The sequence below is a fragment of the Pseudalgibacter alginicilyticus genome (assembly GCF_001310225.1).
Classification (GTDB): domain Bacteria; phylum Bacteroidota; class Bacteroidia; order Flavobacteriales; family Flavobacteriaceae; genus Pseudalgibacter; species Pseudalgibacter alginicilyticus.
Genome location: NZ_CP012898.1, coordinates 3,650,239 through 3,663,763, shown reverse-complemented (window position 1 = coordinate 3,663,763; position 13,525 = coordinate 3,650,239). Strand labels below are relative to the sequence as shown.

Here is a 13,525-nt window from a genome sequence, read left to right as displayed (position 1 = left end):
AATGACAGACAACACCAATCATATCATCTTAAAAACTGAAAACTTAGCAATAGGTTATGCCACTAAAAAAGAAAAAACAATGGTGTCTTCAAACATCCAAATTCAACTAAAAAAAGGCGAATTAGTTGGGTTGATTGGCGCTAATGGTATTGGAAAATCTACACTTTTACGCACATTAACTAATGTGCAAAAACCATTAAACGGGCATATCTTTATCAACAATAAAAGTATTATAAAACACTCCGATATTGATTTAGCAAAAGTAATGAGTTTGGTATTGACGGAGCAAATTGCCTCAAAAAACCTTTCGGTTTTTGAATTGGTAGCATTGGGCAGGCAACCATATACCAATTGGGTAGGCAACTTAACGGAAAATGATTTAACCATCATCAACAAAGCCTTACAGCAAACCAACATTGAAAATTTAAAGCATAAAAAATGTTTTGAACTTAGTGATGGGCAGCTACAAAAAGCATTAATAACGCGTGCCTTGGTTCAAAATACCGATTTGATTATTCTAGATGAGCCTACCACGCATTTGGATATGTACCACAAAGCCTATATTTTAAAATTACTTCAAAAACTGGCAAAAGACACTAACAAAACTATTTTATTTTCATCACACGAAATAGATTTGGCAATTCAATTATGCGATACTTTAATTGTTATGACTCCCAACAATGTGGTTTCAGGCCAACCTTGTAAACTTATAGAACAAGGTGTTTTTGAAACCCTTTTCCCTAAAGATTTAATCATTTTTGATAAAGGAACAGGGAGTTTTCGGGTGAAAAAATAACACCCTATTTTTAATTGTATTTTACAGTGTTTTAAAAACTGTATCTTTCTTACATCAATCTTCAAACTAAAAAATTATATTTGATAAATTTCTTATCTAAAAATGAACGACAGCTTTATAACAATTCTAACTATTATTATTTCCGCAGGTATTGGTGCTTATTTAGGCATGCTATTCAATAAACTTAAAAGTAAAAGTGAAAAAAGTACGCTTGAAGAACGCAATACTAATTTACAGCAACAGTTAACTGATTTTAAACAATTGCATGAAGTTGAAACTATTAAACAAAATCAAAATTTTAATACCCAAATTACTGACTTAAAAGAAACCATTTCCAAAATAGAAAGTGAACGCGAAGAAATTCGTCGCGAAAAAGAGTTTCTAAATTCAGAATTAACCAGAAAAAATACTGAATTTGAAAATCTGCAACAACTTAATTTAAAGCGAGATGCCGAAATAGAAGAACGCCAAGAACAATTACGTAAAGATTTTGAATTGTTAGCTAATAAAATTTTAGAAGAAAAATCCAATAAATTCACCGAACAAAATAAAGAAAATATTAAAAATATTTTAACTCCACTTCAAGAAAAAATTAAAACCTTTGAAGAAAAGGTTGACTTAACTCAAAAGGAAAGCATTAGTATGCATTCAGCTTTAAAGGAGCAACTTTTAGGCTTAAAAGACTTAAATCAGCAAATGACTAAAGAAACTACCAACCTTACAAGAGCACTGAAAGGCGATAGCAAAATGCAGGGAAATTGGGGCGAATTGGTTTTAGAACGTGTTTTAGAAAAATCTGGTTTAGAAAAAGATAGGGAATACTTTGTTCAGCAAAGTTTTACTTTAGAAAACGGTTCTCGCGTACTACCCGATGTGGTTTTACACCTTCCTGATGGCAAAAAAATGATCATTGACAGCAAGGTATCTTTAACTGATTATGAGCGACTGGTTAATGCAGACGATGACGATAAACCTCTATTTCTAAAAGCTCATGTTAATTCTGTTAAAAGGCATGTAGATCAACTTTCTGAAAAAAACTACCAAGATTTATACGATATAGAGTCACCTGATTTTGTATTAATGTTTATTCCAATTGAACCCGCTTTTGCCGTTGTTGTTAATGATGATAATAGCATTTATAATAAAGCCTTTGAAAAAAACATTGTTATAGTTACTCCTTCCACATTATTAGCAACGCTTCGTACCATTGATACCATGTGGAATAACGAAAAACAGCAACAAAATGCTATTGAAATTGCAAGGCAAGCAGGTGCACTTTATGATAAATTTGAAGGCTTAGTTACCGATTTAACAGGTGTTGGAAAAAAAATTGATGCTGCAAAAAGTGATTATTCTTCAGCCATGAATAAGCTTGTTGAAGGCAGAGGCAACCTTATTTCAAGTGTAGAAAAAATAAAAAAATTAGGAGCCAAAGCAAAAAAATCATTACCTGAAGCTTTTATAAAACGTGCTAAAGGTGAATAAGACTTCAATACATCATTTAAAAGCATGATATATTTGTTTATCACTTAAATACGTGATATATTTGTTTATCACCTAAAAACATGATATTATGACAACCAGTATTATAACAGGCGACATTATAAAATCTAGAACCCAGTCTAATCCTGAGATATGGATGAATACACTAAAAAAGGCATTAACCTTTTTAAATCCCAACAAATCAAATTGGGAAATATATCGAGGTGATAGTTTTCAATTAGAAATTGAAGACTACCAAAATAGCTTTAGAGCTGCTGTTTATATAAAAGCTTGTGTTAAAACTATTAAAGGTTTGGATGTACGTATAGCCATAGGTTTGGGCTCAAAAACCTATACAGCCAACAAGGTGTCTGAATCTAATGGAGATGCCTATGTATTTTCTGGAGAAACACTTGATATTTTAAAAAAAGAAAAACTTAACTTAAGTATAAAAACCACTAATAATAAACTAAACAACTCCCTGAATTTATACTTTAAATTAGCTCTTATTGTTATGGATCATTGGACCGTAAATTCAGCTGAAATTGTAAAACTAAGCATAGAGCACCCTGATGCATTGCAAAGTGAATTAGGAGATATGATTGGAATCAATCAAAACGCTATAAGCAATAGGCAAAAACGTGCCCATTTAGATGAAATATTAGAGTTAGACAGTTTATATAGACAAAAAATAGGCACATTATGATTCTACTAATAAAACTTTTTCTGGCACATATTATAGGCGATTTCTTTTTACAACCCCAAAAATGGGTTAAAGAAAAGGAAAAGAAAAAATTAAAATCAAAAAAATTATATCTTCATATAGCCGTCCATATTTTAATTACCTCATTGTTGCTTTGTGATTTAAAACTATGGCCTGTAATAGCTATTATTGGTGTATCGCACTTAATAATAGATTCAGGTAAACTTTTAATTCAAAATAAAAAAACAAAACGCACCTTATTCTTTATAGATCAATTACTTCATGTATTAATAATTTTTGTGTGTTACTTTTTATTTTCAGAAAACAATTTCAACCTAACTAACATATTCACAGAAGATGTTTTAACCCTTATTACCTGCTTATTGTTTTTAACAATTCCTGTATCAATAATTTTAAAAACTATCTTTTCAAAGTGGAATATTTCAGAACTTACTAAAAACAACAAATCACTTAGCGACGCAGGAAAATATATTGGTATTTTAGAACGTGTTTTAGTGTTTATATTTATAATTTCTAACCACTGGGAAGCTGTAGGTTTTTTAATTACAGCAAAATCGGTATTTAGGTTTGGCGATTTAAAAGAGTCAAAAGATAGACAGTTAACTGAGTACATTTTAATTGGCACTTTAATTAGCTTTGGAATTGCAATTATCACTGGAATACTATATAATTTTATGGTCTATTCTTAAAAAGAAAAACACACTAACTATATAAAATATGAAATTCTTACTTAAATTTATTCTTGTTCTCTTTATTATATCTGCTGCCATATTTAGCTTTTTATACTATGCACATTATAGTGAAGGTGTAAGAGCTGGTGAACTTGTAAAATTTAGTCGTAAAGGCACCTTAATAAAAACTTGGGAAGGCCAAATAAGTCAAGGCGTTTCAGAATCACTTCAATTTGAATTTTCTGTTGAGGATAGCGAAAAACAAGTCATTCAAGATTTAATGGATTTACAAGGTAGATATGTGAAACTAAAGTATTTTGAACGTTATAAAACTTTTTTTTGGTTAGGAGATACCAAATATTTCATTACGGAAGTTGAAGAAGAAACCAATACTAATTTTAGTAAAAACAGATAGTCAATATGGAAAGAGCTTTTAAAACAATCAAAGAATCTCAAGTTACAATAACGCAATTAATGTTGCCATCAAATTCAAATTTTAGTGGTAAAATTCATGGTGGTTTTATTTTGAGCCTTATGGATCAAATTGCATTTGCCTGTGCATCAAAACATTCAAGAAATTATTGCGTAACAGCTTCGGTCAATAAAGTTGATTTTTTAAATCCTATAGAAGTAGGAGAACTTGTTACACTTAAAGCATCTATAAATTATACAGGTAATACCTCTATGGTTGTTGGTGTACGTGTAGAATCAGAAAATATTCAAACAGGAAAGAAAAAACATTGTAACTCTTCATATTTTACTATGGTAGCCAAGGATGAAAATGGAAAAAACGTAAGTGTTCCGGGTATAATTATAGAAACAGAACAAGGGGTGCGTAGATTTGCAAGAAGTATTGCTAGACAAGAACAAGCTAAAAATCGTACAAGCCAGTTCAAACAATCGGAATTTAAAATGGATAACCACCTAGAAGGTTTAAAACTTCATAATGTAAAACTTGAACTTAAATAAAAAAGAGTGCTCAATAAAAATGCCCCAAAAGTGTTTAACTTTTTGGGGCATTTTTTATTTAGATGACAAAATAATATTATTTACTTAAATACATTTTTCTTCTGGAATATAAGTTATAAAATTCATCGTCTTTTAAACTATCTATAAATAAAATACTTTCACCAGTACTCTTCATTTCTGGTCCTAATTTCTTATTCACATTGTGAAATTTGTTAAATGAAAATACTGGTTGTTTAATAGCATACCCTTTTAATTGCGGATTAAAATTAAAGTCTTTTATTTTCTTTTCACCCAGCATAACTTTCGTTGCATAATTCACATAAGGCTCTCCATAAGCTTTTGCTATAAATGGAACTGTTCTTGATGCCCTTGGGTTGGCTTCAATGATATAAACTATATCATCTTTTACAGCAAACTGAATATTTATTAAACCAACTGTATTAAGTGCTAAAGCAATGTTTTTAGTATGATCTTTAATTTGTTGCATTACCAAATCACCTAAGTTAAATGGAGGTAGCATAGAATTACTATCACCTGAATGTATACCACATGGCTCTATATGTTCCATGATTCCTATAATATATACATCCTCTCCATCACAAATAGCATCTGCCTCTGCCTCAATAGCACCTTCTAAATAATGATCTAAAAGTAATTGATTTCCTGGCATTTGACTTAGCAAATCAACCACATGCTTTTCAAGTTCTTCTTTATTAATAACAATTTTCATTCCTTGACCTCCAAGCACGTATGATGGACGTACTAATATTGGAAAATCTAATACATCTGCAATGGCAGAAGCTTCGTCTGCAGTTGTTGCTATATCAAACTGCGGATAAGGAATATTGTTTTCTTTTAATAAGTTTGAAAAATGTCCCCTATCTTCAGCTAAATCAAGAGATTCATAACTCGTTCCAATAATTTTAATACCGTATTTAGTTAATTTTTCAGCAAGCTTTAAGGCTGTTTGCCCACCCAATTGTACTATAACACCTTCAGGTTTTTCGTGCTTAATAATATCATAAATATGTTCCCAAAAAACAGGTTCAAAATATAATTTATCAGCAGTATCAAAATCTGTTGAAACGGTTTCAGGATTACAGTTAATCATGATGGTTTCGTAACCACATTCAGCTGCAGCTAAAACACCGTGGACACAACAATAATCAAACTCAATTCCTTGACCAATTCGGTTTGGCCCAGAACCTAAAACAATAACTTTTTTCTTTTCAGTTACAATACTTTCATTATCAGCATAACGTTTCCCATCAGCTGTTTCCATATCGCTTTCAAAAGTAGAATAGTAATAAGGTGTTTTGGCTTCAAATTCTGCCGCACACGTATCAACTAACTTATAAACACGGTTAATACCAAGTTCTTCTCGTTTATTATAAACTTGACTTTCCAAACAACCTAACATATGAGCTATTTGCCTATCTCCATATCCTTTTTGCTTGGCCTCAAGTAATAATTCTTTTTGAATATTTTCAATTTTATAAGTAGATATCTCATTTTCTATGAAGTACAATTCTTCATATTGTTTTAAAAACCACATATCAATTTTTGTGATTTCATGAATTCTACTCAACGGAATTCCCATTTTAATAGCGTCATAAATAATAAAAACTCTATCCCATGACGCATAGGTGAGTTTTTCTATAATCTGCTCATAATTTTTATTTTCTTTTCCATCAGCACCTAATCCATTTCGTTTTATTTCAAGCGATTGTGTGGCTTTATGAAGTGCCTCTTGAAAAGAACGTCCAATACCCATAACCTCTCCAACAGATTTCATTTGAAGTCCTAAAGTTCTATCAGACCCTTCAAATTTATCAAAATTCCAGCGCGGTATCTTTACAATAACATAATCTAAAGTAGGTTCAAATAACGCAGAAGTAGATTTTGTAATTTGATTATTTAATTCATCTAAATGATATCCCAAAGCCAATTTAGCTGCTATTTTTGCTATAGGATACCCAGTGGCTTTACTCGCTAAAGCTGATGAACGAGACACACGTGGATTAATTTCAATAGCTATAATTTCTTCTTTTTCATCTGGAGAAACAGCAAATTGAACATTACATCCTCCTGCAAAATCACCAATACTACGCATCATATGGATGGCCATATCACGCATTTTTTGATACGTTTTGTCACTTAAAGTCATTGCTGGAGCTACGGTTATAGAATCTCCTGTATGAATTCCAATTGGATCCATATTTTCAATAGAACAAATAATAACAACATTGTCATTAGAATCACGAAGTAATTCTAATTCATATTCCTTCCAGCCTATTAGAGCTTTATCAATCATTACTTCATGAATTGGAGAAATTTCTAATCCACGTGTTAATAATTCATCAAAATCTTCTTCTTTATAAACAAAGGATGCCCCTGCTCCTCCTAAAGTAAATGACGCTCTAATAATTAAAGGAAAACCAAACTCTTGAGCAATTTCTTTTCCTTTTAAATATGAGGTTGCCGTAGCTTGAGGAGCCATAGGAATGCCAATTTTAAGCATTAACTCTCTAAACTGTTCTCTATCTTCAGTAATGTTTATAGCATCAATATCTACACCAATTATCTCAACATCAAAATCTTTCCAAATTCCTTTTTCATCTGCTTCAATACATAAATTCAAAGCTGTTTGCCCACCCATAGTAGGTAATACAGCATCAATCTGCGGATGCTCTTTTAGTATTTGTATAATCGACTTAGTAGTTAAAGGAAGCAAGTACACATGATCAGCCATGGCAGGATCCGTCATGATAGTTGCAGGATTTGAATTTATAAGCACTGTTTCAATTCCATCTTCTCTAAGTGAGCGTAGCGCTTGGGTTCCTGAATAATCAAATTCACATGCTTGTCCAATTACAATAGGACCTGAGCCAATAATTAGTATCGATTTAAGCTTTGGATTTTTCGGCATTTTTACTAGTTATATGTTGTATTTCAATTTTTTACAAAAATAGCAATCATTAGATATAAAAAAAGGCGTTACACTTAAGTAACACCTTTATATTATCAACAATTGTTAATCATTATTTTTTATGTCTTGTTTCAGATGACACAGATAATTTTTTTCTTCCTTTAGCTCTTCTACGTGCTAATACCTTTCTGCCATTAGCAGATGCCATTCTTTCTCTGAAACCGTGTTTGTTTCTTCTCTTTCTTTTAGAAGGCTGAAATGTTCTTTTACTCATTATCTTATATCTTTAAAATCTGAAATTGTAATTTTCTTGTAAAATGGCTTTCTTTAAAACCGAGGGCAAATATACAAAGCCTTTATTAGTTTGCAAACCATTTTTTAAAAAAAATCATCAATTATTTTTATATTTTTAAAATAGCCCTTAACACTACTATTTATTTGGGTTTATCGTGTTATTTTTGTCAAATATGTATGTAATTCATTCCATAAAATTTAGTTTCTTTGCATTCATTAAAAAAAAATAAGGTTAATTTTAATCAAAATTTCAATTTAGATTAAAGACTTTTTACAAATTATAACACCATGTACAACAAGATTATAAAACTTATTATAGCTGCAGGCATTATTGCATATGCTGTTTACTTATTTACCGAGGGTTACATAGGAAATGGCATTATGCTTATTCTATTATCACTCATTTTTATATTTCTATATTTTAAAAATGAATTCATATTATTGGCATTTTTAAGATTAAGAAAACAGGATTTTGAAGGCGCTAAAAAGTGGCTTGATAAAATTAAAAACCCAGAGTCTGCTTTAGTAAAAAAACAACAAGGATATTATAATTATTTACATGGCTTAATGGTTTCTCAAACAAATGTAAACGAAGCTGAAAAATATTTTAAAAAAGCAATTACTTTAGGCCTCTCCATGGATCATGATTTAGCAATGGCCAAATTAAATTTATCAGGTATTGCTTTTTCTAAACGCAGAAAGCAAGAAGCTCAAAAATTATTGTCTGAAGCTCAAAAATTAGATAAACAAGGAATGCTTACAGAACAAATTAAAATGATGAAAGACAATATGAAGCGTGCTATTGGCCCGAACCAACATTATGGTGCAGGTGCTTCAGTGAGAGCTCAAAAACGTAGAGGCTAAAAAAAGCACTTTTTCAGCAACGCTAAATATTTTTATTTCATTAATTATTATAATTAAAATAAATCACATTATTATTTATAACTGGTCTAAATAAAATTTGTATTTTTAATTTTCGATAGTATATTTGTGACAATTATAAAAGCTAACCAATGAAAAAAGAAAAATACACCATACGAAAATTAATAAATGACATCCATTTATGGTTAGGATTAGGTAGTGGAATCATTCTTTTTTTAGTATGCCTTAGCGGTACATTTTTAGCTTTTGAACATGAAATAAAAGATTTTTTTGCTGAATCAGTAGTTATAGAAGCCACTTCACAAAAAGCCAGTATTGAAAATTTATCTGAAACATTAAAAGCATCGGGCAATGGATTTGTAACCGGAGTAACCATTCCCTCAGAATCCAACGCAGCATATGAATTTTCAGTAAAAAAAGATTTAAGTGAAAGACGTGGATCAAAAGTCTTAGTCAACCCATACACGTCTAGTATTCATAAAATTGAAAAAACCGGTGCAGACACTTTTATGCAAAGTATGTTTAGACTACACAGATGGCTTCTTTTAGATACAGCGGTTGGAAGACCCATTGTTGGCATTGCTACCATCATATTTTTATTACTTTCAATTTCAGGAATTGTTTTATGGTTTCCTAAAAAAATAAAGTGGAAAAACATGAAAAATGGATTGAAAATTAAAACAAATGCTAACTGGAAACGCATTAACCATGATTTACATAATACTTTAGGCTTTTATGCTTGTATTTTTATTGTTATTATGGGTATTACAGGCTTATGCTGGTCTTTTGAAGGTTATAAGGTTGGCTTAGGAAACTTAATAGGAGCAAAAATTTTCAACAGAACATCACCTGAATTTGAAGTAAAAAAGGTGAATGATAATGATATTATTTCTATAGATAAAGCTATAGCCATAGCAAATGAAACTTTAAATTACAATGGAGACCTTTCTGTTTCTTTTCCAAGCAAGAAAAACAACTATTATGCTTTTAAAAAATCTAACGAAGCAAATTGGTCACCTGTTACATCAGACAATCTTTACATGGATTTATCTGGAAAGGTATTGGCCGTAGAATGGTTTTCAGATAAACCTTTAAATGTAAAAATAGCATCCTTAATCAAACCTTTACATACTGGTGAAATTTATGGAATGTTTTCTAAAATCATATATTTCTTAACTTGTTTAATAGCTACAAGTTTACCTATTACTGGTACTATTATTTGGCTTAATAAGCTTAAAAAGAAAAAAAAGAGAAAGAACTAAACAAACAGTCAAATCACTTTTTTATTATTGATAATACCCTTTTTCAGGAATTTCAATTTCATAAAGCTTTCTAGATCTATTATTTAAATGGGGCTCACGCAACCAAGGGTTGTGAAGTTTTAATATTTTATAGTTAATCCCATATGTTTGAGCAAATTTAGTAAAATCAGTAACTGCTGTATCTACTTTTACTGAGTAAGTTGGCACATTGGTGTATAAATCTTTTTCTCTAAAATTAAAACCATATGTGTCAGGATTATTTAAAATTTCTTTGAGAGCAACAATTCTAAAAAGATAACGTCCTGTTTCTTCCCCTAACAACAAATCATAATAATCACTTACATCTTGCTCCTTTAATCTTCTTGAAATTCCAGCATTTCCTGCGTTATATGCTGCAGCTGCTAAAGTCCATGTACCTAACTCTTCTTTTGATTTTAATAAATATTTACATGCAACCTCTGTTGATTTCTCTAAGTGATAACGCTCATCAACATTGCTATTAACCTCTAAACCATTTTCTCTAGCTGTTGCTGGCATAATTTGCCAAATACCACGAGCACCTGCAGGAGATACCGCATTAGTTAACCCACTCTCAATTACTGCTAAATATTTAAAATCGTCAGGAACACCATGTTTTTTCAATATAGGCTCAATAATAGGAAAATATTTCTTTGCTCGTTTAAACATCAATAACCCATTTGATTGCCAATATGTATTAACCAGCAGCTCTCTATCCATACGTTCTAAAATATCAACATCATGAATGGGCACAAGTTCTCCAGCAAAATTCAAATCTTTAGGTATTGGCAATGCATAGACATTATAATCATTAATTTGTTTTGTTTCAAAATTCTCATCCGTAGGAGCATCTTGTATGGCATAAATAAATAAGGCTGATAAACTTAATAACCCCACAAATGCTAACATTCTCTCAATAATCTTCATCAATAATAGTTTTTTTTAAAGGTAATTTTTTTATTTATTTTTCTAAAATTATACGTGGTAAATTTTCATTAAACCATTTATATTTGTTTATAATCATTATATGTGTACCCTTTGAAATTGATATATAATTTGACATATGTTTTGTTGGAAAAACAGGATCGTTTTCTCCCTGAATATGTATAATATCAGGAATGACAGTATCCTGGTTCCAACAAACTATTTTTTCTATGGCCCAACTTAAATAATTACTATCGTTAATTGATAAATATTTCTTATACAAATCGATACGTTTAATAACGTTTTTTCCAAAAGCATATTTTGCAAGTACATCCATATTATTTACCAATTGAGTTGGTAACAACTTATATGCCTTAGTAGCTTTAGCAAATTTCATCCGCTTAGGTAATTCGTGCATTGTTTTAACACTAGAAACAATTATTAACTTACGCACTTTAATATGCTTGCTCATTTCTTGCACCAGAATCCCCCCAAATGACACACCTATTAATACAACATCTATTTCTTTGATTTTTTGAGCCATCCGTAATGCATAATTACTAATAGATTCATTGTCAAATGGAGGAATCCATTCTAAGCAATGTGTTTCGAATTGATGACTAGGTAATTCTATATTTTCAAAAATTTTAGAACTCGCAGCCATTCCTGGCATTAAATAAACATGTATTATCTGCTGAATCATAAGGCATTAACATTTTGTTTACTTTATTTTAATAATTTTTTTTCGTACTTTTGCACAAAGTTAGGCAAATAGTACTCACTATTTTAACGATTCCTATAAAACAAAACAAGATATCATGGTTGGAGCTGCTGAATTAATAGACAATGATTTTTTACGCCAATTTGAAATTAAAATTGACAACCACTTAGCAAAAATTGAATATTCTTTACAAGAACGAAAGATTTTTTTAACGAAACTTGTTATTCCTGAAGAAATTAATGAAGATGGTTTTAGCAAAGATTTTTTAGCTGCTGTTTTTGAACAAATTGAAGCACGTAACTTAAGTGTAATGCCAACTTGTCCTGAAATAGCAAAATTTGTAAGAAGCAATAGAAAATACAAACGTATGCTTCCTGTTGGTGTAAGAATTTAAACGATTCAAAAAAAATCTGAAGTATATAAATACTTCAGATTTTTTTTTACGCAGTAAGTACGTTTATAAATTCAAGTCGTACTAAGCCATCTGTATCTATTTCGGTAAGCTTAACTTTATGTAGACTATTGACCAATTCTGGGTTCCACGGTGTTTTTACTTTCACATAGTTTTCTGTAAATCCTTGAATATAGCCTTCTTTGTTTTCACTTTCAAACAAAACAATTCTATTTGTACCTATCTGGCTCTCATAAAACGCCCGACGCTTTTTAACAGATAAACCTCGTAACATTTTACTTCGTTTACTTCTTACATTATTTGGAACTACAGCCTCCATTTCTGCTGCTTCCGTATTATCACGCTCTGAGTAAGTAAACACATGCAAATATGATATATCTAATTCGCTTAAAAAATTATACGTTTCTAAAAAGTGTTCATCTGTTTCTCCAGGGAAACCAACAATAACATCTACACCAATACAAGCATGCGGCATGACCTCTTTTATTTTTGAAACTCTATCAACATACAATTCACGCATATAACGACGTTTCATTTTTTTTAAGATTTCATTGCTTCCTGATTGTAATGGAATATGAAAATGAGGAACAAAAGCTCTAGATTTTGAAACTAAATCAATAGTTTCATTTTTTAATAAATTAGGTTCAATAGACGAAATACGAAGTCGTTCAATACCAATAACTTTATCCAACTCACTAACTAAATCTAAAAAAGTATGTTCGTGTTTTTTATTACCAAACTCCCCTTTACCATAATCACCAATATTAACCCCTGTTAATACAATTTCTTTTATGTTTTGAGCAGAAATTTCCTGAGCATTTTTTAATACATTTTCCATAGTATCGCTACGCGAAATACCACGCGCTAAAGGAATAGTACAATATGTACATTTATAATCACAACCATCTTGAACTTTTAAAAAAGCTCGTGTTCTGTCTCCTATAGAATAACTCCCTACATAAAAATCAGCATCTTCAATTTCACAAGAATGAACTTCTCCAAAATCATTTTTTGAAAGATCATTTAAATAATCAGTAATCTTAAATTTTTCTGTTGCACCAAGTACCAAATCAACACCATGAACATCTGCTAATTCCTGTGGTTTTAATTGCGCATAGCAACCAATAGCAGCAACAAATGCATTAGGATTTGCTTTTTGTGCTTGTTTTACAATAGTTTTGAAACGTTTGTCTGCATTTTCTGTTACTGAACAAGTATTAATCACATAAATATCTGCATTTTCAGAAAAGTCTACACGATCAAAACCTTCATTAGTAAAGTTTCTTGCAATGGTTGACGTTTCTGAAAAATTAAGCTTACAGCCTAAAGTATAAAATGCGACTTTTTTTCTCATATATTATTTAGTCATTTGCGTAAATCCTGATTGTTATCGGGCAAAAATCTGTTTATATTTACATCCATCATTTCAATTGTTTCATAA

Annotated in this window: 14 protein-coding genes; 9 read left to right on the top strand and 5 right to left on the bottom strand. The window is 30.6% G+C overall.

All coding sequences use genetic code 11. The features are described from left to right. The first annotated feature begins 1 nt into the window (after position 1). The 6 genes from APS56_RS15300 (at position 2) to APS56_RS15275 (ending at position 4,642) form a co-directional block, all read left to right on the top strand. Entirely contained in the window at positions 2–796 is a 795-nt protein-coding gene (locus tag APS56_RS15300) for an ABC transporter ATP-binding protein (RefSeq protein WP_054730360.1), read from the top strand. Between the two features lie 102 nt (positions 797–898). Beyond that, a complete protein-coding gene (locus tag APS56_RS15295; RefSeq protein ID WP_054730357.1) occupies positions 899–2,281 on the top strand; it encodes a DNA recombination protein RmuC in 1,383 nt (460 codons plus the stop codon). 88 nt (positions 2,282–2,369) lie between these two features. Next, the gene (locus APS56_RS15290) at positions 2,370–2,984 is read left to right on the top strand and encodes a hypothetical protein (RefSeq protein WP_054730354.1); all 615 of its coding nucleotides are present in this window, start codon (positions 2,370–2,372) and stop codon (positions 2,982–2,984) included. After that, positions 2,981–3,691 carry a DUF3307 domain-containing protein gene (locus APS56_RS15285; protein WP_054730351.1) on the top strand — a complete coding sequence of 237 codons (711 nt, stop codon included), beginning with the start codon at positions 2,981–2,983 and terminating at the stop codon, positions 3,689–3,691. The genes APS56_RS15290 and APS56_RS15285 overlap by 4 nt, the downstream gene beginning before the upstream one ends. 28 nt (positions 3,692–3,719) lie before the next feature. After that, positions 3,720–4,088 (top strand): DUF8785 domain-containing protein, encoded by a 369-nt coding sequence (locus tag APS56_RS15280; RefSeq protein WP_054730348.1) that lies wholly within the window; start codon positions 3,720–3,722, stop codon positions 4,086–4,088. Positions 4,089–4,093: 5 nt separating this feature from the next. Beyond that, positions 4,094–4,642, top strand: a complete 549-nt coding sequence (locus APS56_RS15275; RefSeq protein ID WP_054730344.1) for an acyl-CoA thioesterase — start codon at positions 4,094–4,096, stop codon at positions 4,640–4,642. A gap of 76 nt (positions 4,643–4,718) precedes the next feature. Here APS56_RS15275 and carB read toward each other — a convergent pair whose 3' ends face one another. After that, positions 4,719–7,571 (bottom strand): carbamoyl-phosphate synthase large subunit, encoded by a 2,853-nt coding sequence (gene carB / locus APS56_RS15270; protein WP_054730342.1) that lies wholly within the window; start codon positions 7,569–7,571, stop codon positions 4,719–4,721. A gap of 112 nt (positions 7,572–7,683) precedes the next feature. Then, on the bottom strand, positions 7,684–7,845 hold the full coding sequence (rpmH, locus tag APS56_RS15265; protein WP_027878648.1) for a 50S ribosomal protein L34: 162 nt from the start codon (positions 7,843–7,845) through the stop codon (positions 7,684–7,686). Positions 7,846–8,153: 308 nt separating this feature from the next. On the opposite strand from rpmH, the gene APS56_RS15260 reads away from it, so the two are divergent. Further along, positions 8,154–8,729 carry a tetratricopeptide repeat protein gene (locus tag APS56_RS15260; RefSeq protein ID WP_054730337.1) on the top strand — a complete coding sequence of 192 codons (576 nt, stop codon included), beginning with the start codon at positions 8,154–8,156 and terminating at the stop codon, positions 8,727–8,729. Between the two features lie 149 nt (positions 8,730–8,878). Beyond that, entirely contained in the window at positions 8,879–10,009 is a 1,131-nt protein-coding gene (locus APS56_RS15255) for a PepSY-associated TM helix domain-containing protein (RefSeq protein WP_054730335.1), read from the top strand. 24 nt (positions 10,010–10,033) lie between these two features. Here the strand turns inward: APS56_RS15255 and APS56_RS15250 are convergent, their stop codons facing one another. Beyond that, positions 10,034–10,954 carry a lytic transglycosylase domain-containing protein gene (locus APS56_RS15250; protein ID WP_054730332.1) on the bottom strand — a complete coding sequence of 307 codons (921 nt, stop codon included), beginning with the start codon at positions 10,952–10,954 and terminating at the stop codon, positions 10,034–10,036. Positions 10,955–10,988: 34 nt separating this feature from the next. After that, complete coding sequence (locus tag APS56_RS15245; protein ID WP_054730329.1) at positions 10,989–11,654, bottom strand: alpha/beta hydrolase family protein; 666 nt, start codon at positions 11,652–11,654, stop codon at positions 10,989–10,991. 115 nt (positions 11,655–11,769) lie between these two features. Here APS56_RS15245 and APS56_RS15240 point away from each other — a divergent pair, with 115 nt between their 5' ends. Beyond that, complete coding sequence (locus tag APS56_RS15240) at positions 11,770–12,066, top strand: N-acetyltransferase (RefSeq protein ID WP_054730325.1); 297 nt, start codon at positions 11,770–11,772, stop codon at positions 12,064–12,066. Positions 12,067–12,112: 46 nt separating this feature from the next. Here the strand turns inward: APS56_RS15240 and mtaB are convergent, their stop codons facing one another. Further along, on the bottom strand, positions 12,113–13,438 hold the full coding sequence (gene mtaB, locus APS56_RS15235) for a tRNA (N(6)-L-threonylcarbamoyladenosine(37)-C(2))-methylthiotransferase MtaB (RefSeq protein ID WP_054730322.1): 1,326 nt from the start codon (positions 13,436–13,438) through the stop codon (positions 12,113–12,115). Between the last annotated feature and the right edge of the window lie 87 nt (positions 13,439–13,525).